This is a genomic window from Diaphorobacter sp. LI3, from assembly GCF_022807955.1.
Taxonomy (GTDB): Bacteria; Pseudomonadota; Gammaproteobacteria; order Burkholderiales; family Burkholderiaceae_C; genus Diaphorobacter; species Diaphorobacter nitroreducens.
In genome coordinates, this window is sequence record NZ_CP094346.1 from 2,582,291 (window position 1) to 2,604,955 (window position 22,665).

The 22,665-nt window shown below is 66.7% G+C and carries 18 protein-coding genes and 2 tRNA genes; 11 read left to right on the forward strand and 9 right to left on the reverse strand.

Going from position 1 to position 22,665, the window contains the following annotated elements; all coding sequences use genetic code 11:
* Positions 1–15 precede the first annotated feature (15 nt).
* From egtD to MRB47_RS11950, 3 genes are all read right to left on the reverse strand, one after another.
* A complete protein-coding gene (gene egtD, locus MRB47_RS11940; protein WP_252100814.1) occupies positions 16–1,017 on the reverse strand; it encodes an L-histidine N(alpha)-methyltransferase in 1,002 nt (333 codons plus the stop codon).
* A 297-nt stretch (positions 1,018–1,314) separates the two neighbouring features.
* Positions 1,315–1,902, reverse strand: a complete 588-nt coding sequence (locus MRB47_RS11945) for an OmpW/AlkL family protein (RefSeq protein ID WP_011805496.1) — start codon at positions 1,900–1,902, stop codon at positions 1,315–1,317.
* A gap of 153 nt (positions 1,903–2,055) precedes the next feature.
* Positions 2,056–3,054 (reverse strand): DUF808 domain-containing protein, encoded by a 999-nt coding sequence (locus MRB47_RS11950; protein WP_011805497.1) that lies wholly within the window; start codon positions 3,052–3,054, stop codon positions 2,056–2,058.
* Positions 3,055–3,168: 114 nt separating this feature from the next.
* Here MRB47_RS11950 and MRB47_RS11955 point away from each other — a divergent pair, with 114 nt between their 5' ends.
* Positions 3,169–3,600, forward strand: coding sequence for a hypothetical protein (locus MRB47_RS11955; RefSeq protein WP_252100815.1), 432 nt, complete (start codon positions 3,169–3,171; stop codon positions 3,598–3,600).
* A gap of 19 nt (positions 3,601–3,619) precedes the next feature.
* Here the strand turns inward: MRB47_RS11955 and purL are convergent, their stop codons facing one another.
* Positions 3,620–7,654 (reverse strand): phosphoribosylformylglycinamidine synthase, encoded by a 4,035-nt coding sequence (gene purL, locus MRB47_RS11960; protein ID WP_252100816.1) that lies wholly within the window; start codon positions 7,652–7,654, stop codon positions 3,620–3,622.
* A gap of 178 nt (positions 7,655–7,832) precedes the next feature.
* Here purL and map point away from each other — a divergent pair, with 178 nt between their 5' ends.
* Together map and MRB47_RS11970 are read left to right on the forward strand one after the other, a co-directional pair.
* Positions 7,833–8,648 (forward strand): type I methionyl aminopeptidase, encoded by an 816-nt coding sequence (gene map / locus MRB47_RS11965; RefSeq protein WP_011805500.1) that lies wholly within the window; start codon positions 7,833–7,835, stop codon positions 8,646–8,648.
* Positions 8,649–8,707: 59 nt separating this feature from the next.
* Positions 8,708–11,362 (forward strand): [protein-PII] uridylyltransferase, encoded by a 2,655-nt coding sequence (locus tag MRB47_RS11970; protein WP_252100817.1) that lies wholly within the window; start codon positions 8,708–8,710, stop codon positions 11,360–11,362.
* Positions 11,363–11,420: 58 nt separating this feature from the next.
* On the opposite strand, the gene def is transcribed toward MRB47_RS11970, so the two are convergent.
* Positions 11,421–11,960 (reverse strand): peptide deformylase, encoded by a 540-nt coding sequence (gene def / locus MRB47_RS11975; protein WP_011805502.1) that lies wholly within the window; start codon positions 11,958–11,960, stop codon positions 11,421–11,423.
* Positions 11,961–12,065: 105 nt separating this feature from the next.
* Between def and MRB47_RS11980 the strand changes: the two genes are divergently transcribed.
* The 3 genes from MRB47_RS11980 to MRB47_RS11990 all read left to right on the forward strand — a co-directional run bounded on the left by MRB47_RS11980 (position 12,066) and on the right by MRB47_RS11990 (position 12,762).
* Positions 12,066–12,485, forward strand: a complete 420-nt coding sequence (locus MRB47_RS11980) for a YbaN family protein (protein ID WP_252100818.1) — start codon at positions 12,066–12,068, stop codon at positions 12,483–12,485.
* Between the two features lie 73 nt (positions 12,486–12,558).
* A tRNA-Asn gene (locus MRB47_RS11985) sits at positions 12,559–12,634 on the forward strand.
* Positions 12,635–12,686: 52 nt separating this feature from the next.
* Positions 12,687–12,762 (forward strand) — tRNA-Asn (locus tag MRB47_RS11990).
* 123 nt (positions 12,763–12,885) lie between these two features.
* Here the strand turns inward: MRB47_RS11990 and icd are convergent.
* Positions 12,886–14,145 (reverse strand): NADP-dependent isocitrate dehydrogenase, encoded by a 1,260-nt coding sequence (gene icd / locus MRB47_RS11995; RefSeq protein ID WP_015913129.1) that lies wholly within the window; start codon positions 14,143–14,145, stop codon positions 12,886–12,888.
* A 274-nt stretch (positions 14,146–14,419) separates the two neighbouring features.
* Here icd and MRB47_RS12000 point away from each other — a divergent pair, with 274 nt between their 5' ends.
* A complete protein-coding gene (locus MRB47_RS12000; protein WP_015913128.1) occupies positions 14,420–14,683 on the forward strand; it encodes a hypothetical protein in 264 nt (87 codons plus the stop codon).
* 95 nt (positions 14,684–14,778) lie between these two features.
* On the forward strand, positions 14,779–15,285 hold the full coding sequence (locus MRB47_RS12005; RefSeq protein WP_252102623.1) for a DUF192 domain-containing protein: 507 nt from the start codon (positions 14,779–14,781) through the stop codon (positions 15,283–15,285).
* A 228-nt stretch (positions 15,286–15,513) separates the two neighbouring features.
* Here the strand turns inward: MRB47_RS12005 and MRB47_RS12010 are convergent, their stop codons facing one another.
* From MRB47_RS12010 to xseA, 3 genes are all read right to left on the reverse strand, one after another.
* Entirely contained in the window at positions 15,514–17,748 is a 2,235-nt protein-coding gene (locus MRB47_RS12010; protein ID WP_252100819.1) for an NADP-dependent isocitrate dehydrogenase, read from the reverse strand.
* A gap of 343 nt (positions 17,749–18,091) precedes the next feature.
* Entirely contained in the window at positions 18,092–18,673 is a 582-nt protein-coding gene (locus MRB47_RS12015; RefSeq protein ID WP_252100820.1) for a Fe-Mn family superoxide dismutase, read from the reverse strand.
* 147 nt (positions 18,674–18,820) lie between these two features.
* Entirely contained in the window at positions 18,821–20,158 is a 1,338-nt protein-coding gene (gene xseA, locus MRB47_RS12020) for an exodeoxyribonuclease VII large subunit (protein ID WP_252100821.1), read from the reverse strand.
* Positions 20,159–20,534: 376 nt separating this feature from the next.
* Between xseA and MRB47_RS12025 the strand changes: the two genes are divergently transcribed.
* From MRB47_RS12025 to lpxK, 3 genes are read left to right on the forward strand one after another with little or no spacing between them, the layout of a single operon-like run.
* The gene (locus tag MRB47_RS12025; protein ID WP_011805510.1) at positions 20,535–21,173 is read left to right on the forward strand and encodes a MotA/TolQ/ExbB proton channel family protein; all 639 of its coding nucleotides are present in this window, start codon (positions 20,535–20,537) and stop codon (positions 21,171–21,173) included.
* Between the two features lie 31 nt (positions 21,174–21,204).
* Complete coding sequence (locus tag MRB47_RS12030) at positions 21,205–21,630, forward strand: ExbD/TolR family protein (protein ID WP_011805511.1); 426 nt, start codon at positions 21,205–21,207, stop codon at positions 21,628–21,630.
* A gap of 10 nt (positions 21,631–21,640) precedes the next feature.
* The gene (gene lpxK, locus MRB47_RS12035) at positions 21,641–22,657 is read left to right on the forward strand and encodes a tetraacyldisaccharide 4'-kinase (RefSeq protein WP_252100822.1); all 1,017 of its coding nucleotides are present in this window, start codon (positions 21,641–21,643) and stop codon (positions 22,655–22,657) included.
* Positions 22,658–22,665 lie beyond the last annotated feature (8 nt).

The window sequence follows — 22,665 nt, forward strand, 5'->3', positions numbered from 1 at the left end:
TATCCCCTGGCGGCATCACGCCTGGGCATGCACCATGGCGAACCAGCCGCGATCGTCCGTCCAGGCCTGCGTGCGCGTGAAACCCGCGTCGTGCAGCAACGCGGTGAAATCCGGCAGCGGGTACTTGTAGCTGTTCTCGGTATGGATGCGCTCGCCCGCCGCAAAGTCGCGCCCGCCGCCCGGCCAGCGCACGCGCTGCGGCCCCGCGGCCTCCAGGTGCATCTCGATGCGCGAGGCATGGGGGTTGAAGAAGGCGCGGTGGCGCCACTGCGCGGGCACGAAGTCGCTGCCGACCAGGCGGTTCACGTGGGCCAGCGCGTTGCGGTTGAAGGCCGCGGTCACGCCGGCGGCGTCGTCGTACGCGGCCTCCAGCACGGCCACGTCCTTGGGCAGGTCGAACCCGATCAGCAGGCCGCCATCGTCCAGCGCCAGTTCGTGCATGTGCCGCAGCAGGGCCAGTGCCTGGGGCGGGTCGAAGTTGCCGATGGACGAGCCGGGGTAGAAGACGAGGCGGCGCGCGCCGGGAACGTCCGGCGGCAGGTGCACACCCCGGGTGATGTCCGCGCCCACGGCGCGGGCATGCAGGCCCGGCAGTGCCACGCGCAGGCGCGCGATGGCATCCCGCAGGTAGTCGGCGGAGATGTCCACGCCCACGAAGTGCGTGGCCCGCACCAGCGCGCAGAGCTCGCGCGCCTTGTCGCAATTGCCCGCCCCGGGCTCGATCACCACACGCGCCGGGCCTACGGCCTGGGCAATGGCGTGCCCGTGGCGCCGCAGCAAGGCACGCTCGGTACGCGTGGGGTAGTACTCGGGCAGGCGGGTGATGGCCTCGAAGAGTTCCGAGCCCCGCTGGTCATAGAAATACTTGGGTGAGAGCGCCGCCTGCGGCTGCAACAGGCCGGCCAGGATCTCGCCGCGTTCGTCGGCCGAGGCCACACCCGCGGGCGGCCGCGGCGGTGCCAGGCCGAGGTGGTGAAGGACGCCGTCAAGCCGAGCAAGGGGAGAAACTGCAGACATAGCGCTGCAGCGTAGGCCACCTGCCAACGCGCCCCTGCAATCCAGCGACACCTCTTCAGGTAGGACGTACGCGCGATCTGCAGGGCAATCCACAGTGCACCTCTTGTGCCGGATTGCCCGCTGTGGTTGGCTTTTTCGCCGCCCAGCCAATAAAGGATCAAATCAGGCGGAAGCGCTTTCCCACCAAGCGCAAATAGCTCCTTTAATGAGAGCATCGATTTACCGTTCGCCGAGGATAAAAAAAAGGGCCGGCGCATGCGCCGGCCCACCCCACCATGAAGAACGGAACTTGCGTGCTTAGAAGCGGTAGCCCACGCCCACGCCGAACAACACCGGGTCAACCTTGAAAGTGCCCACGCCGCGCACGTCGGTGTCGATGTACACCTTCTTCACGTCCACGTTCAGGGACCAGTTCTTGTCCAGCGCATAGTCGAAGCCCACTTGCAGGGCACCGCCCCAGCTGTTGCGCTTCACGTCCAGGCCCGCGGGCAGCTTCACGCTGGAAAAGCGCGTGTAGTTGACACCAGCGCCCACGTACGGCTTGAACGCGCCGAAGTTCGTGAAGTGGTACTGCAGCAGCAGCGAGGGCGGCAGATGCTTGAGCGAGCCGATCTTGTCGCCGTTCAGGCGCACGTCGTGCTTTTGCGGGTAGGTCAGGACCAGTTCGGCAGCGAGGTTGGGCGTGAAGAAGTACGAGACGTCGACTTCAGGAATCCACTTGTCGTTGATGCTCACGCCCGCGTCGCCGGCGGCACCGTTGTTGGCGCTGTCCAGATGCACCGCGCGTGCACGCACCAGCCAGGAACCTTCCGCAACCTGCTGCGCGAAGGCAGCGCCGGAGGTCATCGCACACAGAACGGCCAGGGCCAGAAGATTCTTTTTCATGTTGACTCGATACGTTGGGTTGACCGGGGACGACCCCCGTTCACGTATTAAGCCCACGAGTAATATGGTCAATATTGCTGCAGATCAAACCCAGAATCTGTGTGTCTATTCGTATGTGTCTATTCCGTCACAAACGGCGGCATATGGCCTCACTCAATGCGTGCCATTGGCAGCCGCCTTGCCGCGCAGCCGTCCCACCAGCGTCCACCCCGCCAGCACCACGGCACCCGCCACCAAGCCCACCACGGCATTGAGCAGGTTGGTGACCAGCACCGACCACAGTCCGCCCAGCGGCCAACCCTGCACCGCCGCGCCCACGCCCTCGACGGCATGGTGCAGCGCCGGCACGCCATGCACCAGGATGCCCCCGCCGACGAGGAACATGGCTGCGGTGCCGACCACCGACAGTGTCTTCATGAGCCAGGGTGCGGCCGCGACGATGCCGCGGCCCAGGGCCTGTGCCGCGTTGCTGGCCTGGCGGCTGAGCCACAGGCCCAGGTCGTCCAGCTTCACGATGCCCGCCACGAGGCCATAGACCCCCACCGTCATCAGGACGGCGATGCCCGCCAGTACCGCCACTTGCTGCGCAAAAGGCGCGCCCGCGACGGCGCCCAGGGTGATGGCGATGATTTCGGCAGAGAGGATGAAGTCGGTACGCACGGCCGCCTTGATCTTGTCCTTCTCCACCCGCGCCAGGTCCACATTGGGATTGGCGTTGGCCTGCGCATGGATCGCGTGTTGCACGGCATCTTCCTCGGGCGTGTGCAAAAGCTTGTGCGCGAGCTTTTCGCAGCCTTCGAAGCACAGGAAGGCCCCGCCCACCATGAGCAGCGGCGTCACGGCCCACGGCGCGAACGCGCTGATGAGCAGCGCCGCCGGCACGAGGATGGCCTTGTTCACCAGGGACCCGCGGGCCACGCCCCACACGACGGGGATCTCGCGCTCTGCCCGCACGCCGGTGACCTGCTGGGCATTGAGCGCCAGGTCGTCGCCCAGCACCCCTGCGGTCTTTTGCGCCGCCACCTTGGTCATGACGGACACGTCGTCGGCCATGGCGGCGCTTTTCTTGGCGGCCACCTTGGTCATGAGGGCCACGTCGTCCAGGATGGTGGCGATGTCGTCAAGCAGGGTCAGAAGGCTGGCGCCGGCCATGGGTGAGTTCCTTTCAAGAAGCCGCCATTCTGAATGAAAACACCCCTAACGCATGTGGGACAAGCGCTGACAGCTATTGTTTTTGTAATAGGCGGGCAGGCGTACCATGGCGGCATGCCCTCTCGCACTGCGTCCTCGCGCCCCGCGCGCACCGCCGCCGCGCTAGCCGCGCTGGTGCTGTCCGCCTGCGCCGGCCCGTCGGCGCGCCTGGGCGTGGGCGTGCCGGTGGGGCCGTTCAGCGTGGGCGTCGGCGTGGGTTCGGGCGGCGTATCAGCCGGGGTGGGCACCGGCGTGGGGCCGGTGGGCGTCGGAGTGGGAGTGCACCCAAGCGGCCAGGTGACTGGCGGCGTGGGCGTGGGTGCCTCGGTTCCCATGGGCGGCGCACACGTCGGAGCCGGCGTGGGCTCATCCACCGTGCTGCACGATCCGTACCGGCCGTCGCAGCCACCCGCGCCGGCGGCGCCGTCTTCCGACAGTCCGCCGATGCAGTGGCGCGATGCGCAAGGGCGCATCGTGCCGGAGTGCCAGGTGCGCGGCGGCTGCTAGCCGCGCGCCGCGGCGCCGATCACCCCACCCACTTGCGTGCGTTGCGCCACACGCGCATCCAGGGGCTGAACGCGTCCTTGCCCCCCGTGGCGGCCAGATCGGTCCAGCTCATCTGGATGTTGCGGAATACACGCTCGGGGTGCGGCATCATGGCCGTGAAGCGTCCGTCCGCCGTCGTCACGGCCGTGAGCCCGCCGGCGCTGCCATTGGGGTTGAACGGGTAGCGCTCGGTCGGCTGGCCATGGTTGTCCACGAAGCGCATGGCACGCACCACCTTGTCGGCATTGCCACGGTACTGGAAGTTGGCATAGCCCTCGCCGTGCGCGACGGCGATCGGCAGGCGGCTGCCGGCCATGCCCTGAAGGAAGATGCTGGGCGATTCCAGCACTTCGACCATCGACAGGCGCGCCTCGAAGCGGTGGCTCTGGTTGGTGGTGAAGCGCGGCCAGTCCTGCGCGCCAGGGATGATGTCGGCCAGTTCGGCAAACATCTGGCAGCCGTTGCACACGCCCAGGGCGAAGGTATCGCCACGCGCGAAGAACTGCTGGAACTGGGCCGACAGGCGCTCGTTGAACGTGATGGAGCGCGCCCAGCCGATGCCCGCGCCCAGCGTGTCGCCGTAGCTGAAGCCGCCGCAGGCCACCACGCCAGCAAACTGCGCCAGGTCGGCACGGCCGGTCTGCAGGTCGGTCATGTGCACGTCGAACGCCTCGAAGCCCGCCTCGGTGAAGGTGTAGGCCATTTCCACATGCGAGTTCACGCCCTGCTCGCGCAGCACCGCCACACGCGGGCGCGCGCCTGTGGCGATGTACGGCGCGGCCACGTTGTCCAATGGGTCGAACGTGAGCTGCACGTGCATGCCGGGGTCTGCGGGATCGCCGGCCGCGGCGTGCTCGCTGTCAGCGCAGGCGGGGTTGTCGCGCTGCTGGCAGATCTTCCAGCTCACCGCGTCCCACACCTGGTGCAGGTCCGGCAGGCTGGCGCTGAACACGGCCTTGGCATCGCGCCACACCTGCAACTCGCCCTTGCCCGCGTCGATGGGCGAGGACAGCGGGCGCGTCTTGCCCACGAAGTGGCTGCAAGTGGACAGTCCGTGCGCGCGCAGCGTCTGCATGACCTCGTTGCGCTCGCTGGTCCTCACCTGCAGCACCACGCCCAGTTCCTCGTTGAACAGCGCGCGCAGCGTGCGCTCCTCGCGCCGGCCGCTGATCTGGGCGCCCCAGTTCTTGCCCTCGCCGCTGTCCATGCGGCTGTCGGTGATGCCGTCGCCCTCGGTGATGAGCATGTCCACGTTCAGCGCCACGCCCACCTGACCGGCAAAGGCCATCTCGGCCACGGTAGCCAGCAGGCCGCCGTCGCCCCGGTCGTGGTAGGCCAGGATCGCACCTTTAGCGCGCAGCGCGTTCACGGCATCCACCAGGGCGATCAGATCCTTGGCGTCGTCCAGGTCGGGCGTCTCGTCGCCGGTCTGGTTCAGCACCTGCCCGAGGATGGAGCCGCCCATGCGCATCTTGCCGCGGCCCAGGTCGATCAGCACGAGGGTCGTGTCCTCTTCCTTGGCGTCGAGCTGCGGCGTGAGCGTGCCGCGCACGTCGGCCAGCGTGGCGAACGCGGTGATGATGAGGCTGACGGGCGAGGTGACCTTCTTGGTCTCGCCGTCCTCGCTCCACTGGGTGCGCATGGACAGGCTGTCCTTGCCCACGGGGATGGAGATGCCCAGCTGCGGGCACAGCTCCATGCCCACGGCCTTCACGGTCTCGTACAGCGCGGCGTCTTCTCCGGGCTCGCCGCAGGCCGCCATCCAGTTGGCCGACAGCTTTACGCGCGGCAGTTCGATGGGTGCCGCCAACAGGTTGGTGATGCTTTCCGCCACCGCCATGCGGCCCGACGCGGGCGCATTGAGCGCCGCCAGCGGCGTGCGTTCGCCCATGGCCATGGCCTCGCCGGCAAAGCCACGGAAGTCGGCCAGCGTCACGGCCGCGTCGGCCACGGGCACCTGCCAGGGGCCCACCATCTGGTCGCGGTGGGTCAGGCCGCCCACGGCGCGGTCGCCGATGGTGATGAGAAAGCGCTTGGAGGCCACCGTGGGGTGGGCCAGCACCTCGATCACGGCCTTCTCCAGCGGCAGGCCGTCCACGTTCAGCGGCGCGAAGCTGCGCTGCACGCTGGTCACATCGCGGTGCAGCTTGGGCGGCTTGCCCAGCAGCACGTCCATGGGCATGTCCACAGGATATTTCTGGTCGCCGGACGTGACCGCCGTGTCTTCCAGCACCAGTTGGCGCTCCTCGGTGGCCGTGCCGATCACGGCGAAGGGGCAGCGCTCGCGCTCGCAGAAGGCCGTGAACTGCGCCAGCGACTCGGGCGCGATGGCCAGCACATAGCGCTCCTGGCTCTCGTTGGACCAGATTTCCTTGGGCGCCAGGCCGGACTCCTCCAGCGGCACGGCGCGCAGGTCGAAGCGCGCGCCGCGGCCCGCGTCATTCGTCAGCTCGGGGAAGGCGTTCGACAGGCCGCCCGCGCCCACGTCATGGATGGCCAGGATGGGGTTGTCCGCCCCCTGCGCCCAGCAGTGGTTGATGACCTCCTGCGCACGACGCTCGATCTCGGGGTTGCCGCGCTGCACGGAGTCGAAGTCCAGCTCCGCCGCGTTGGTGCCCGTGGCCATGGAGCTGGCGGCGCCGCCGCCCATGCCGATGCGCATGCCGGGGCCGCCCAGCTGGATCAGCAGCGTGCCGGCGGGGAACAGGATTTTTTGGGTGAGCCGCGCGTCGATCGTGCCCAGGCCGCCCGCGATCATGATGGGCTTGTGGTAGCCGCGGATGATGGCGCCCTCGCCCGTTCCGACCACCTGCTCGTATTCGCGGAAGTAGCCCGTCAGGTTGGGCCGGCCGAACTCGTTGTTGAACGCGGCGCCGCCCAGCGGCCCCTCGGTCATGATCTGCAGGGGGCTGGCGATGTGCTCGGGCTTGCCCACCTCGCTGCCCCAGAGCTTGGACACGGTGAAGCCCGTCAGGCCCGCCTTGGGCTTGGAGCCGCGGCCGGTAGCGCCCTCGTCGCGGATCTCGCCCCCCGCACCGGTGGCGGCACCGGGGAACGGCGAGATGGCCGTCGGGTGGTTGTGCGTTTCCACCTTCATCAGAACATGGTGGGTTGCACTACGCTTTTGATAGCTTGGAGCGCTTACCTGTTGGGCGAAAGACTCGAATTTGGCGATGAATTGCTCGACCTCGCTGCCTTCCATGATGGAGGCGTTGTCGGCATAGGCCACCACGGTATGCTGGGGCGACACGGCTTCGGTGTTGCGGATCATGCCGAACAGGCTCTTGTCCTGCGCCACGCCGTCGATGGTGAACTGCGCGTTGAAGATCTTGTGGCGGCAGTGCTCGCTGTTGGCCTGGGCGAACATCATCAACTCCACGTCGGTGGGGTTGCGCGCCAGGCCTGTGAAGGCGTTGACCAGGTAGTCGATCTCGTCGTCGGCCAGGGCCAGGCCCCAGGCCTTGTTCGCAGCCTCCAGCGCCGCACGCCCGCCCTGCAGCACGTCCACGAAGGCCATGGGCTCGGCCTGCAGCTCGGTGAACAGGCGCTGTGCCTCGTCCAGCGTGGTGACCACCGATTCCGTCATGCGGTCGTGCAAGAGCGCCGCAACCTGCTGCAGCTGCTCGGTGCTCAACTCGGGCTTGCCACCCAGCAGGCCGCCCTTGAGGCTGATGCGGTATTCGGTGATGCGCTCGATGCGGCGCACCGCCAGGCCGCAGTTGTGGGCGATGTCCGTGGCCTTGGACGCCCAGGGCGACACCGTGCCCAGGCGCGGAGTGACATACAGCACCATGCCGTCCCGCGGGCCGGCGTATGGGTCGCCGTAGGTCAGCAGCGCGGCCAGGCGCTCGCGCGCGGCGGCATCGGGTGCGGCGTCGCCGGCCACCAGGTGCACGAAGCGCGCCGCAATGCCGTCGATCTTGGGATGAATGGCCGCCAGGGCGGGTTGCAGTTGCTGGGCGCGGAAGGTGCTGAGGGCATTGCCGCCCTCCAGCGGGGTGATGTGCAAGGTCACGGTAGCGGCCTGTGTGGTGGCAGAAAGAGGCGTTTCGCCTGCTGGTTGAGGCAGCCGCTGAATGGGGCCGCCGCGCCGGCAGCGCGTGTTGGTGGGAGCCCGCTATTTTAGCCGGCGGCACCCGCCCTTGCCCGCCCCGCGCCCACAGGGGGCAAAGGCCGATGGGATAATTTGCGCCATGAGCATCACCATCAAAGACGCGCAGGGCATCGCCGGCATGCGCGAGGCCTGCCGCCTGGCGTCCGAAGTGCTGGACTACATTGCCCCACACATCAAGCCCGGCATCACCACCGCAGAGATCGACCGCCTGGGCGCGGAATGCATGGCCGCCCAGGGCACCGTGTCCGCCACCATCGGCTACCAGCCTCCGGGCTACCCGCCCTACCCCGGCCACCTGTGCACCTCGGTCAACCATGTGGTCTGCCACGGCATTCCCAACGACAAGCCGCTCAAGAAGGGCGACATCGTCAATGTGGACGTCACCGTGATCACCAAGGACGGTTGGTATGGCGACAACAGTCGCATGTACCTCATCGGCGAATGCTCCATTGCGGCCAAGCGGCTGTCGCAGCTCACGTTCGAATCCATGTGGCTGGGCATCCAGCAGGTCAAGCCGGGCGCGCGCCTGGGCGACATCGGCCACGCCATCCAGAAGTTCGCCGAGGGCCACGGCCTGTCTGTGGTGCGCGAGTTTTGCGGCCACGGCATCGGCCAAAAATTCCATGAGGACCCGCAGGTGCTGCACTATGGCCGCCCCGGCACGGGCGAGGAGCTGGTGCCCGGCATGACGTTCACCATCGAGCCCATGCTCAACCTGGGCAAGCGCGACATCAAGGAGCTGGGCAAGGACGGCTGGACCATCATCACCAAAGACCACAGCCTGTCGGCGCAGTGGGAACACACCGTGCTCGTGACCGAGACCGGCTACGACGTGCTGACCCTCTCCGCCGGCTCCCCCGCGCTGCCGGCCTTCGTCACCGCCACCACGACCTGAGCCAGGCCACCGCGCCCAGAGCGCCGCAAGGCATGCACGGTTCTTGCTAAACGTCCTCCATGCCTTCCATCCCCCCCTGCTCCCCCGCCACCGCACCGGATCTCGCGCAGCTGCATGCGCTGCGCGACGCCTACCGCCAGGACAAGGCCGCCCTGCTGGCAACCCTGCGCGCGCCCGGAGCGTCCACGCGCGGCGTGCGCAGCCTGCTGCATCGCCTCTCCTCGCTGACCGACGGCCTGCTGTGCCGGCTGTGGGACCGCGCGCAGTTGCCTGAAGGCATGGCGCTGGTCGCCGTGGGGGGCTACGGACGCGCACAGCTGTTCCCTTATTCCGACGTGGACGTGCTGCTGCTGCTGCCGGACGGCATGAGCGTGGCCGCGGGCCATGCAGGTGCGGCGCCCTGCACGCCGATCGAGACCTTCATCGGCAGCTGCTGGGACGCGGGGCTGGAGGTTGGGTCCAGCGTGCGCAGCGTGGCTGAATGCGTGAGCGAGGCCGCCGCCGATGTGACGGTGCAGACATCGCTGCTGGAAGCGCGCCTGCTGTGCGGCAACGCCGCGCTGTTCGATGCGTTCCGCCAGCGCTACGACGCGCAGATGGACCCGCGCGCCTTTCTGGTCGCCAAGACGCTGGAGATGCGCCAGCGCCATACGAAATACGAAAACACCCCCTACGCGCTGGAGCCCAACTGCAAGGAGTCGCCCGGCGGCCTGCGCGACCTGCAGCTCATCCAGTGGGTGGCGCGCGCCGCGGGCCTGGGGCGCAATTGGCGAGAACTGGCGGCCAGCGGCCTGGCCACACCGTTCGAGGTGCAGCAGATCGAGCGCAACGAGGCGCTGCTGTTCCTGATCCGCGCACGCCTGCATGCGCTGGCCGGCCGGCGCGAAGACCGCCTGGTGTTCGATCTGCAGACCGCAGTGGCCGAGACCTTCGGCTACCGCTCCACCGCACCGGACGGCCAGCGCCTGGCGATGCGTGCCAGCGAGACGCTGATGCGCCGCTACTACTGGGCCGCCAAGGCCGTGTCGCAGCTGTGCCAGATCCTGCTGCTGGGCATCGAGGAGCGACTGAACCCCTCCACGCATGAACTGCGTCCGATCAACCCGCGCTTCTTCGAGAAGGCCGGCATGATCGAAGTGGCCAGCGACGACCTGTACGAAAGAGAACCCCACGCCGTCCTGGAAACCTTCCTGCTCTACGAGACCACTGTAGGGCTCAAGGATCTGTCGGCACGCACGCTGCGAGCGCTCTACAACGCGCGTGGCGTGATGGACAGTGAATTCCGGCGCGACCCCGCGAACCGCGCGCTATTCATGCAGATCCTGCAGCAGCCCGCAGGCATCACGCATGCTATGCGGCTCATGAACCAGACCTCCGTGCTGGGCCGCTACCTGTGGCCCTTCCGGCGCATCGTGGGGCAGATGCAGCACGACTTGTTCCATGTCTACACGGTGGACCAGCACATCCTGATGGTGCTGCGCAACGTGCGGCGCTTTTTCATGGCCGAACACGCGCATGAATACCCGTCGTGTTCACAGCTCGCCGCAGGCTGGGACAAACCGTGGATTCTCTACATCGCTGCGCTGTTCCACGACATCGGCAAGGGGCGCGGCGGCGACCATTCACAGATCGGCGCGCAGGAAGTGCGGCGCTTTTGCCGCCAGCACGCGGCGCACGGCATCACGCGCGAGGACGCGCGGCTCATTGAATTCCTCGTGGCCGAGCACCTCACCATGAGCCAGGTGGCGCAAAAGCAGGATCTGTCCGACCCCGACGTGATCGCCGCCTTCGCTCGCCGCGTGGGCAACGAGCGCTACCTCACCGCCCTGTACCTGCTCACCGTGGCCGACATCCGCGGCACCAGCCCCAAGGTGTGGAACGCCTGGAAGGGCAAGCTGCTGGAAGACCTGTACCACGCGACGCTGCGCACCCTGGGCGGGCGCGCACCCGACGCCGCCGCCGAGATCGAGGCGCGCAAACGCGAGGCGCTGGTGCTGCTGGCATTGGCCTCCCAACCCCACGAGGCGCACAAGAAGCTGTGGGATACGCTGGACGTGAGCTATTTCATGCGCCACGAGGCGGCGGACATCGCCTGGCACACCCGCCACCTCTCGCGCCAAGTGGGCGCCGGCAAGCCGGTGGTGCGCGCACGCCAGTCGCTGGCGGGTGAAGGCCTGCAGGTGCTCGTGTATGCGCCGGACCAAAGCGACCTGTTCATGCGCATCTGCGGCTACTTCGACCGTGCGGGCTTTTCCATCCTGGATGCGCGTGTGCACACCGCCAACAACGGCCATGCGCTGGACACCTTCCAGGTCGTTGCCTCCAGCCAGCCAGGCGCCTACCGCGAGCTCATTCACATGGTCGAGAACGACCTGCTGCGCGCCATCGAAGACCCGCGGCCCCTGCCCGAGCCTACGCGCAAGCGCGTGTCGCGTCGCGTCAAGAGCTTCCCCATCGCGCCGCGCGTCACGCTGCGCCCTGACGAAAAGGCCCAGCGCTGGCTCATCAGCATTTCCGCCAGCGACCGTGCCGGCCTGCTGTACCTGGTGGCGCGTGTACTCTCGCGCCACGGCCTCAGCGTGCAGTTGGCCAAGGTGAGCACGCTGGGCGAACGGGTGGAGGACGTGTTCCTGGTGCAGGGCCCGGAGATGCAGAACAACGCGCGACAGATCCAGATCGAGACCGAGCTACTGCAGGCGCTGGCCGATCAATGACTATGATTTCGATAGCTGCTTGCGCTTGCCACAAGGGCGCTACAGCCTGATTGAGCGCTCAATCGTCTTCTACCGCACCAATCTCCGGAAACAACACCTCCGTGTAACCGAACTGCGTGAAATCGCGCACGCGCATTGGGTAGAGCTTGCCGATCAGGTGGTCGCACTCGTGCTGCACTACCCGCGCGTGGAAACCTTCCGCCACACGGTCGATGGGCGCGCCCAGCAGATCGACGCCGCGGTAGTGGATGCGCGCAAAGCGCGGCACCTTGCCGCGCAGGCCCGGCACGGACAGGCAGCCCTCCCAGTCGTCCTCCTCGTCGGCGCCCAGCGGCGTGATCACGGGATTGATGAGCACCGTGGGCGGCACGATGGGGCGGTCGGGATAGCGCGGGTTGCGCTCGCCGGAGCCGAAGATCACCACCTGCCAATCCTCCCCGATCTGCGGTGCTGCCAGGCCCGCGCCGTTCACGGCCTGCATCGTCTCGCGCATGTCGTTCACCAGTTGGTGCAGCGCGGGCGTATCGAATGCGGTAACGGGTTGGGCCACCCGCAACAGTCGCGGGTCGCCCATCTTCAGGATGGTGCGGATGGTCATGGTGGGTATGCGGGCTGCAGCCGCCAAGCGCAGGGCATGGCGAAAGGCATGGCGGCGTCCCTGCCTTGGAGCATAACGCCCGGCAACACCTGCACAATGGCGGGCATGTCCCCGCCGCCCGAGCCACTGCCGCCCGTCCCTGAGCAAGCGCCCCTGCCCGCGCTGGCGCGCTGGCTCTTGCTGGTGTTTGCCGCACTCTGCCTGGCGATGGGGGTGATCGGCATCGTCGTGCCGGGCCTGCCCAGCACGGTGTTCATCCTCATGGCAGGCTGGGCGGCCGCGCGCAGTTCGCCGCGCCTGTACCGCTGGCTGTGGTTCCACCCCCTGTTCGGCTCCATGCTGCGCAACTGGGCCAACGGCGGGCGCGTGAGCCGCCATGCGAAGTGGAGCGCCACCCTCCTGATGGCCCTGTGCGCGCTCGTGCTGTTGGTGGTGCATATCCCGCGCTGGGCGTCCATCAGCGCGGTGGTCAGCATGGCTTGCGTACTGGTGTGGCTGTGGCTTCGCCCTGAGCCGCAGCGCTGACATCGCCCTTCGCATCCCTTGCACAGCACAGCGTCAAGGCAGCACTTTTTTATGTATATAATCTAAGTCTTGTTCCTCGATAGCTCAGTCGGTAGAGCGACGGACTGTTAATCCGCAGGTCCCTGGTTCGAGCCCAGGTCGAGGAGCCAAATTCCAAGCCTTGCAATTGCACAAGGCCTGCCAAAAACAAACACCGATCATTCCTCAATAGCTCAGTCGGTAGAGCGCCGGACTGTTAATCCGTAGGTCCCTGGTTCGAGCCCAGGTTGAGGAGCCATTCAAGGCCATTCCAGCATCTGTTGGGATGGCCTTTTTGCTGGGCGCTGACCTTGCGCTAGGGCAAAAAAAAACCCGCCGACCAGCGGCGGGCCCAGTCACGCACCCGTGGTTGCCGGGGCGCTTACATGTGGTCGATCATCACCTGCCCGAAGCCCGAGCAGCTCACCTGCGTGGCCCCGTCCATGAGGCGCGCAAAGTCATAGGTCACCTTCTTGCTCTGGATGGCCTTCTCCATGGAACTGATGATCAGGTCGGCCGCCTCGGTCCAGCCCATGTGGCGCAGCATCATCTCGGCCGAGAGGATCTCGGAGCCCGGGTTGACATAGTCCTTTCCCGCGTACTTGGGGGCCGTGCCATGGGTGGCCTCGAACATCGCCACGCTGTCGGACAGGTTGGCACCCGGGGCGATGCCGATGCCGCCCACCTGCGCCGCCAATGCGTCGGAGATGTAGTCGCCATTCAGGTTCAGCGTGGCGATCACGCTGTACTCGGCCGGGCGCAGCAGGATCTGCTGCAGGAAGGCGTCGGCGATGCTGTCCTTGATGGTGATGTCCTTGCCGGTGCGGGGATTCTTGATGCGCATCCACGGGCCGCCGTCGATCAGCTGCGCGCCAAATTCCTGGGCTGCCAGTTCATAGCCCCAGTCACGGAAGCCCCCTTCGGTGAACTTCATGATGTTGCCCTTGTGCACCAGGGTCACGCTGGGCCGGTCGTTGTCGATGGCGTACTGGATGGCCTTGCGCACCAGGCGCTGCGTGCCCTCGCGCGACACCGGCTTGACCCCGATGCCCGACGTTTCAGGAAAGCGGATCTTCTTGACGCCGAACTCCTCCTGCAAGAACTTGATGAGCTTCTTGGCCTTGTCCGACTCGGCCTCGAACTCGATGCCGGCATAGATGTCCTCGGAGTTCTCGCGGAAGATGACCATGTTGGTCTTCTCGGGCTCACGCACCGGCGAAGGCACGCCCTTGAAGTAGCGCACCGGGCGCAGGCAGACGTACAGGTCCAGCTCCTGGCGCAGCGCCACGTTCAGCGAACGGATTCCGCCGCCCACGGGCGTGGTGAGCGGCCCCTTGATGGAAACCACGTAGTCGCGCACGGCGTGCAGCGTCTCCTCGGGCAGCCACACGTCGGGGCCATAGACCTTGGTGGCCTTCTCGCCGGCATACACCTCCATCCAGTGGATCTTGCGCTGCCCGCCATAAGACTTTGCCACAGCCGCATCCACCACCTTGAGCATCACGGGCGTGATGTCCATGCCCGTGCCATCGCCCTCGATGAACGGGATGATGGGCTGGTGGGGCACGTTCAGCGACATGTCGGCGTTGACGGTGATCTTCTGGCCCTGGGGCGGAATCTGGATGTGCTGGTAGCTGGTCATGAAGCGGGTCTCCTGTAGGTGCGTGCGCAAGGCGGCGGGCTGCTCGCGCAGGAACGGGCCCAAAGATTCTAGGGCAAGGCTGCAGGGTGGCCCGCCCCGCAGCGCATGTCGGCCCGGCATGATGACCCGCGAAGGGGCGCTGTCAACGCGCGCTTCGGGAAGCCGTTGAGACAGGGCGTGCAACAGGCTCCGCGGCCGACGCACGCATCCGTGCCATGCGGCCTGGCCGCCTGGCGTATACCGTTATACCGACCCTTCCAAGGAATTGGCACATATGAAAAAACTCCTCGCTATCCTGGCCGGCGGTCTGCTCGCAACGGGGGCCTTCGCGCAAGCGACCCCTGCCACGCCCGCAGTTCCCGCCACCCCGGCCGTTGTGGCCGCCCCCGACACGGCCGCTCCTGCGGCCGCCGCACCGGCTCCGGCCGCCGCCACCAAACCCGCCAAGCTGCGCAACCACCACGCCAAGGCGCCCGCCAAGCACAAGAGCGCCAAGGTCGCCAAGAAGACCGCCAAGCGAAGCAAGACGGCCGCCTGATCGCCCCGGCCACTGCTGAACAGCCCGCTTCGGCGGGCTTTTTGTTGCCTGCTAGGCTCGGGGTTCCGCATTGCCCCTGCCAACCCATGTCTTCCATGCCCATGTTTTCGCTCACCGCACCTGCCATGCCCATCGCGCGCTTGCTGCGCAGCTTTCTGTCTACCCTGCTGCCATACGGCGTGGCCTTAGGCCTGTGCGCAGCCGCGGCGGCGCAGGGTGTTCCGCAAATGAACCTGCCGCGCGTGGAGTTGCAGGCCGGCATGCACCGCATCGACGCCCAGGTCGCCACCGCGCCGCAGGAGCGCCAAGTCGGCCTGATGCACCGCCGCGACATGCCCATGCACGAGGGCATGCTGTTCGTCTTCGAGCAGCCAGCCACGCAATGCTTCTGGATGCGCAATACGCCGCTGCCGCTCACCGCGGCCTTCGTGGCCGACGACGGCACCATCGTGAACCTGGTGGACATGCAGCCGCTGTCCGAAGAATCGCACTGCTCCAAGCGGCCGGTGCGCTTCGTGCTGGAGATGAACCAGGGCTGGTTCGCCAAGCGCGGGCTGAAGGCGGGCAGCAGGCTCAGCGGAAGGCCGTTTGCGCAGCGGTAGAGCGCTATTTATTCAGGAGCTGGCAGCGCTTTCGCCGCAAGGATTTCATGAAATATTTACCTTGAAACCATTGCGTATCAAGCGCGAACAGCTTCATTTTTCATAGCACCACAGTCCGCGATGGCGAGCCCCCTTGGAGGCCGGACAAAAAGAAACCGGCCTCCCCTTGCGGGAAGGCCGGTCACGGCCGGGTGCCAACGGCCGGGATGACGCCCGGCCGGTGCTCCGTCAGGCGAGCGCTGCGATGGCCGCGTTGAACGTGGCGCTGGGGCGCATCACGGCGTCCAGCTTGGACAGATCGGGCAGGTAGTAGCCACCGATGTCGGCGGGCTTGCCCTGCACCACGCGCAGTTCCTCGACGATCTTGGCCTCGTTATCGGCCAGGGTCTTGGCCAACGGAGCGAACTTGGCGGCCAGCGCGGCGTCCTCGGACTGCGCGGCCAGGGCCTGGGCCCAGTACAGCGACAGATAGAACTGGCTGCCGCGGTTGTCGATCTCGCCCACCTTGCGCGAGGGCGACTTGTTCTCGTCCAGTAGCTTGCCGGTGGCCTGGTCCAGCGTCTTGGCCAGCAGCTTGGCGCGGGCGTTGTTTTCCTTCAGGCCCAGGTCTTCCAGCGACACGGCCAGCGCCAGGAATTCCCCCAGCGAGTCCCAGCGCAGGTAGTTCTCTTCGACCAGCTGCTGCACGTGCTTGGGAGCGGAGCCGCCCGCGCCCGTCTCGTACATGCCGCCGCCGGCCATCAGGGGCACGATGGACAGCATCTTGGCGGACGTGCCCAGTTCCATGATCGGGAACAGGTCGGTCAGGTAGTCGCGCAGGATGTTGCCGGTCACCGAGATGGTGTCCAGGCCGCGCGCCACGCGCTCCAGCGTGAAGCGCATCGCACGCACCTGGCTCATGATCTGAATGTTCAGGCCGGTAGTGTCGTGGTCCTTCAGGTACTTCTCGACCTTCTTGATCAGCTCGTTCTCGTGCGGGCGATAGGGATCGAGCCAGAACACGGCCGGCATGCCCGAGTTGCGCGCGCGCGTGACGGCGAGCTTGACCCAGTCGCGGATCGGCGCGTCCTTGACCTGGCACATGCGCCAGATGTCGCCCTGCTCCACGTTCTGCGAAAGCAGCACCTCGCCGGTGGCCAGGTCCACGATGTTGGCCACGCCGGCTTCCGCGATCTCGAAGGTCTTGTCGTGCGAGCCGTATTCCTCGGCCTTCTGCGCCATCAGGCCCACGTTGGGCACGGTGCCCATGGTGCGCGGGTCGAAGTTGCCGTGCCACTTGCAGAAGTTGATCATCTCCTGGTAGATGCGCGCGAAGGTGGACTCGGGCATCACGGCCTTGCAGTCGTAGGGCTTGCCGTCTGCGCCCCACATCTTGCCGCCGCCGCGGATCATGGCGGGCATCGAGGCATCGACGATCACGTCGTTGGGCGAGTGGAAGTTGGTGATGCCCTTGGCGGAGTCCACCATGGCCAGCGCCGGACGGTGCTCCTGGCAGGCGTGCAGGTCGCGGATGATCTCCTCGCGCTTGGACTCGGGCAGGACCTTGATCTTCTCGTACAGATCGACCATGCCGTTGTTGACGTTGATGCCCAGCTCGTCGAACAGCTTGCCGTGCTTCTCGAAGGCTTCCTTGTAGTAGATTTTCACGCAGTGGCCGAACACGATGGGGTGCGAAACCTTCATCATCGTGGCCTTGACGTGCAGCGAGAACAGGATACCGGCCTCCTTGCAGTCGTCGAGCTCGCGCTCGTAGAACTCGCACAGCGCCTTCTTGCTCATGAACATCGAGTCGATGATCTCGCCGGCCTGCAGCGCGACCTTGGGCTTGAGCACGATGGCCTTGCCGCTGGCCGTGATGAGCTCCATCTTCACGTCACGCGCCTTGTCCAGCGTCATCGACTTCTCGCCGTGATAGAAGTCGCCGTGGTGCATGTGCGAGACATGCGTCTGCGACCACTGCTTCCACTCGCCCATGGAGTGCGGGTGCTTCTTGGCGTAGTTCTTCACGGCGGCGGGCGCGCGGCGGTCGGAGTTGCCCTCGCGCAGCACGGGATTCACGGCCGAGCCCAGGCATTTGCCATAGCGGGCCTTGATGGCCTTTTCCTCGTCGGTGGTGGGGTTCTCGGGGTAGTCGGGGATCTTGTAGCCCTTGGACTGCAGTTCCTTGATGGCTGCCATGAGCTGGCTCACCGAGGCGCTGATGTTGGGCAGCTTGATGATGTTGGCGTCGGGCTCCAGCGTCTTCTTGCCGAGCTCGGCCAGGGTGTTGGGCACGCGCTGCTCCTCGGTCAGATAGTCCGCGAACTCGCCCAGGATGCGGGCCGCCACCGAGATGTCGCTCTCGGCCACTTCGATACCGGCCACCGACGCGAAGCTGCGCACGATGGGCAGGAAGGAGGCCGTTGCCAGGAGCGGCGCTTCATCGGTCAGGGTGTAGATGATGGTGGGTTGTTGGGTGCTCATCTCGTCTCTCAGGTAACAAAAACAGAGGTTTGTGCCGCCGATCGGCGGCCTCGCGCGCAGTCATCCGATGTGACAGCCCGGATTGTGCGCGAGTCGTTACGCGGAAATCGTGTAATTTGCAATCGAATATCGCATTGCAAAAAATTGACAGGGGAACTGGCACTTTTTTTTGCAAGTCTTCTACAAGACTGTCGTCCCGCTGCCAAATTACCCAGGGAGGCCGTACCCAATGAGGCCGCCGCCCGGGCCGTCAAGCCAGACGAAAAAACGGCCCGCAGATTCCTCTGCGGGCCGTTTGTCTTTGGGTCGCTCAACGCCGCAGGGCGCGGCGTGCGCTTTCGGCTCAGGCGAAGTTGGCTTCGGCGAACTTCCAGTTCACCAGCTTGTCCAGGAAGGTCTCGACGAACTTGGGACGCAGGTTGCGGTAGTCGATGTAATAGGCGTGTTCCCACACGTCCACCGTCAGCAGCGCCTTGTCGGCCGTGGTCAGCGGCGTGCCGGCGGCGCCGGTGTTCACGATGTCCACCGTACCGTCGGCCTTCTTGACCAGCCAGGTCCAGCCGGAGCCGAAGTTGCCCACGGCGCTCTTCACGAACGCTTCCTTGAACGCGGCGTAGCTGCCCCACTTGGCATGGATCGCCTGGGCCGGGGCGCCGCTGGGCTCGCCACCGCCGTTGGGGGCCATGCAGTTCCAGAAGAAGGTGTGGTTCCAGATCTGCGCGGCGTTGTTGTAGATACCGCCGGACGACTTTTTGACGATCTCCTCCAGCGTCATGTTCTCGAACTCGGTGCCCTTTTGCAGGTTGTTCAGGTTCACCACGTAGGCGTTGTGGTGCTTGCCGTGGTGGTATTCCAGCGTTTCCTGGCTGTAGTGCGGGGCCAGGGCATCAATCGCGTAGGGCAGCGGAGGCAGGGTATGTTCCATGGTCAAGTCCTTCGTGGGTTGGGATGGGGGAGATCGCGGCCACCAGGGCGCGGCGAAGCAACGGGCATTGTAGGAAAGTAATAGCACTCGGCGCTGTAGGCGGGCGGCGACTCCTGCCCTCTGGTACGGGATTGACCCGCGCCGCGTTCACAGCAAGCGGCGCTGCGATACCGTCAGGTCCAGTTCACCCTCGGCCAACTGGGCATGCACGGCGTCGCCCAGGCGCACCTGGGCGGGGCGCGTCACGGGTTGCCCCTGCGCATCGGTCAGCAAGGCGTAGCCGCGCTGCAGCACCAGGCGCGGATCCAGCAGTTGCAGACGCAGCGCCGCGCGCTCCAGGCGCTCTTTGCGCTGCACCAGGCTGCGCTGCACGATTTGAGGGAAATGACCCTGCAGCGCTTGCCCCGCATGTGCAAGCCGCTGCGTTTTCAATAGCAAACCGTGGCGCAAGCGCTGTTCCAGGCCGCTCAGCCGCAGTTGCTGCCGCCCCACGAAACCCGAGGGCCGGCCCAGCCGCTGGGCCGCCTGGTCCAGCCGTTGGTGCCGCAGGTCCACCTGGCGCTGTACGCCGTCGGCCAGCCGTTGCGCCAGCAGGTCGAGTGCCCCCAGCCACACGGCACGCGGCTGTGCCACCAACTCGGCGGCGGCCGTGGGCGTGGGCGCGCGCAGGTCGGCGCAGAAGTCGGCGATGGTGAAGTCGGTCTCGTGCCCCACACCGCTGACCAACGGCACCGGGCTCTGCACGATGGCGCGGGCCACGCGCTCGTCATTGAACGCCCACAGGTCTTCGATGGAGCCACCGCCGCGCACCAGCAGGATCACATCGATGGCTGGCGGCGCCCCGGCATTCAGAGTCAAATCACCGTCCAGCGCCCGCCCCTGCTGCGCAAGCAGATACATTTTTGATAGCGCTTCGGCAATCGATGCCGGCGCCTGCGCCCCCTGCACCAGGGCCGGCACCAACACCACGGGAATGTGCGGCACGCGCCGGCGCAGTGCCGTCACCACGTCATGCAGTGCTGCAGCGCCCGGCGACGTGACCACGCCGATGCCGCGCGGCATGGCCGACAGCGCGCGCTTGCGCGCCGCGTCGAACAGGCCCTCGGCCTCCAGTTGCGCCTTGAGGCGCATGAACTGCTCGAACAGCGCCCCCTGCCCCGCGCGCTGCAGGCTGTCGACGATGAGCTGCAGGTCGCCGCGTGCCTCGTACACGCCCAGCCGGCCGCGCACTTCGACCAGTTCGCCGTCGCGCGGGGTGAAATCCAGCACGCCCGCCGCACGGCGGAACATGGCGCAGCGGATCTGACCATTTCCATCCTTCAGCGTGAAGTAGCAGTGCCCACTGGACGCGCGCGAGAAGCCCGTGATCTCCCCGCGCACCGCGACAGGATTGAACCGCGCCTCCAGCGCATCAGCAATGGCGCGGCATAACGCGCCAACCTCCCAGATTCGCGGCGCCACGCCTGTATCTGCACGCTCAAACACAGGCCGCTCCACGCTTGTACGCGCACCGGGCCGGTGCACTAGTCCACAGATCCGGGCATCCGGCGCCACGGCGGAAGGCCATGCGCCAACCCGCCCCCATACCACAAGAGTACGTGTAACCCATTGATTTCAAAGGTTTTTTTGATGCGCAGTTTTTCATCAAACTAAGCAAACCACGTAACGGCGCCGCTTCGCGACGGGTATGCACGTGGTTTCCCACAAAGTTATCCACAGAAAATGTGAGTCTCCCGGGCGACTCTACGTGCCCCGGCCCTGTGCTCCGAACGGGGGTGGCGTAACGCAGACGATGCGCCCAAAGGCCGGCTTGGAAGCTGCGCCATAATCCCCGCTGCTTTTTACGTGAGCGGAGTGAGAATTGCTGTCGATCATACAAGCCGCGGGCTGGCCGATCTGGCCCCTGATTGCCTGTTCCATCCTGGCGCTGGCGCTGGTTTTTGAGCGCTTCGTCGCACTGAAGACCGCCCGTGTGGCCCCCCCGAAGCTGCTGGACGAGGCCATCTCGGTCTCCTCCAAGTCCATTCCCTCGCCCGATGTGGTGAACCAGCTGGCGCAGAACTCGGCCCTGGGCGAAGTGCTGGCCAGCGGCCTGCGCACGCTCAACAGCAACCCCCAGAGCACCGAGGCCGATGTGCGCGCCGCCATGGAGGGCGCGGGCCGCGCCGTCGCCCACCGGCTGGAGAAGTACCTCAACGCCCTGGCCACCATCGCCTCGGCCGCACCGCTGCTGGGCCTGCTGGGCACAGTGATCGGCATGATCGAGATCTTCGGCTCCCAGGCCGGCACGGGCGCCGTGGGCGCGACGGGCGGTGGCAACCCTGCGCAACTGGCGCACGGCATCTCCATTGCGCTGTACAACACCGCCTTCGGCCTGATCGTGGCCATCCCGGCGCTGATTTTCTGGCGCTACTTCCGCAGCCGCGTGGACGCCTACCTGTTGACGCTGGAACTGGCGTCCGAGCAATTCGTGCGGCACATCAACCGCTTGCGCAAGTGAGCGGCGCCAGCGCACAGAGGCACGTTTCGCCATGAACTTTCGCCCCCGCCAAAAGGAAGAACCGGAGATCAACCTGATCCCCTTCATCGACGTGCTGTTGGTGATCCTCATCTTCCTGATGCTGACCACCACCTACAGCAAGTTCACCGAGCTGCAGCTCACCCTGCCCGTAGCGGACGCTCAGCAGTTGCGCGACCACCCCAAGGAAGTCATCGTGGCCGTGGCCGCCGACGGACGCTACGCCATCAACAAGACCACGCTGGAGGGCCGGCAGGTCGACCAGGTGGCGCGGGCGCTGGCCGATGCCGCCACTGCGGGGCCGAACAGCGTGGTCATCATCAGCGCCGACGCATCAGCCCCCCACCAGTCCGTGGTCACGGTGATGGAGGCCGCGCGCCGCGTGGGTCTGTCGCAGATCACCTTTGCCACCCAGTCGTCGGCCACGGCCGGCAAGTAAGCCTGCGCCGATGGCCGCGCCCGGCCGCCCGTCCCCCCTGGCCGAGCGGCTGCGCGCCGCCTGGCAGCACCGTGGCGCGCTGGCCCTGGCGTTGTGGCCGCTTTCGCTGCTGTACGGCGTGCTCACGGCGCTGCGCCGCGCGCTCTATCGCACGGGTCTGCTGCGCAGCGAGCGGCTGCCCGTGCCCGTCATCGTGGTCGGCAACGTGATAGCTGGCGGCGCCGGCAAAACGCCCGTGACCCTGGCCGTGGTGCGCCACCTGCAGGCCCGCGGCTGGCGGCCGGGCGTCATCTCGCGGGGATACGGCCGCGCCACCGCAGACTGCCGCGAAGTGCTGCCCGCCAGCAGCGCGGCCGAGGTGGGCGACGAGCCGCTGCTCATCGCCCGCGCCAGCGGCGCCCCGGTCTTCGTGGCGCGCAGGCGTGCCCAGGCAGGGCGCGCGCTGCTGGCCGCCCACCCCGCCACCAACATCCTGGTTTGCGACGACGGCCTGCAGCACCTGGCCCTGGCGCGCGACCTGGAAGTCTGCGTCTTCAACGACGAAGGCGCCGGCAACGGCTGGCTGTTGCCCGCCGGCCCGCTGCGCGAACCCTGGCCGCGCGCGGTGGACCTGGTGCTCCACGCCGGCTCCCCGCCCGGAGGGGGCGCGCCGCAATTCGCGCTGTCACGTGAACTCGCCGCCCATGCCGTGAATGCCAGCGGGCAGCACCTGCCGCTGGAGCAATTGCAGGGCGAACCGTCGCACGCACTCGCGGCGATCGCGCGGCCGCACGACTTTTTTGCGATGCTGCACGCGAGGGGCCTCCAGCCCGAGAGCGAGGAAGCACTGCCCGATCACTATGATTTTTGTAGCTGGAAGCGCCCGCCGAATAAGCGCTTACGGCTGATTTGTACCGAAAAAGACGCCGTCAAGCTCTGGCCCGCGCACCCGGACGCGCTGGCCGTGCCGCTGGCCGTGCGGATCCCGCCGGCCTTCTTCGACGCGCTCGACGCCCGCCTGGCGTCGCTATCATCGTCCGGCCATTGAGGAACACC

Coding starts and splice junctions, on each gene's coding strand:
- egtD (WP_252100814.1), bottom strand. CDS start 1,017: ATGTCTGCAGTTTCTCCCCTTGCTCGGCTTGACGGCGTCCTTCACCAC.
- MRB47_RS11945 (WP_011805496.1), bottom strand. CDS start 1,902: ATGAAAAAGAATCTTCTGGCCCTGGCCGTTCTGTGTGCGATGACCTCC.
- MRB47_RS11950 (WP_011805497.1), bottom strand. CDS start 3,054: ATGGCCGGCGCCAGCCTTCTGACCCTGCTTGACGACATCGCCACCATC.
- MRB47_RS11955 (WP_252100815.1), top strand. CDS start 3,169: ATGCCCTCTCGCACTGCGTCCTCGCGCCCCGCGCGCACCGCCGCCGCG.
- map (WP_011805500.1), top strand. CDS start 7,833: ATGAGCATCACCATCAAAGACGCGCAGGGCATCGCCGGCATGCGCGAG.
- MRB47_RS11970 (WP_252100817.1), top strand. CDS start 8,708: ATGCCTTCCATCCCCCCCTGCTCCCCCGCCACCGCACCGGATCTCGCG.
- def (WP_011805502.1), bottom strand. CDS start 11,960: ATGACCATCCGCACCATCCTGAAGATGGGCGACCCGCGACTGTTGCGG.
- MRB47_RS11980 (WP_252100818.1), top strand. CDS start 12,066: ATGTCCCCGCCGCCCGAGCCACTGCCGCCCGTCCCTGAGCAAGCGCCC.
- icd (WP_015913129.1), bottom strand. CDS start 14,145: ATGACCAGCTACCAGCACATCCAGATTCCGCCCCAGGGCCAGAAGATC.
- MRB47_RS12000 (WP_015913128.1), top strand. CDS start 14,420: ATGAAAAAACTCCTCGCTATCCTGGCCGGCGGTCTGCTCGCAACGGGG.
- MRB47_RS12005 (WP_252102623.1), top strand. CDS start 14,779: ATGCCCATGTTTTCGCTCACCGCACCTGCCATGCCCATCGCGCGCTTG.
- MRB47_RS12010 (WP_252100819.1), bottom strand. CDS start 17,748: ATGAGCACCCAACAACCCACCATCATCTACACCCTGACCGATGAAGCG.
- MRB47_RS12015 (WP_252100820.1), bottom strand. CDS start 18,673: ATGGAACATACCCTGCCTCCGCTGCCCTACGCGATTGATGCCCTGGCC.
- MRB47_RS12030 (WP_011805511.1), top strand. CDS start 21,205: ATGAACTTTCGCCCCCGCCAAAAGGAAGAACCGGAGATCAACCTGATC.
- lpxK (WP_252100822.1), top strand. CDS start 21,641: ATGGCCGCGCCCGGCCGCCCGTCCCCCCTGGCCGAGCGGCTGCGCGCC.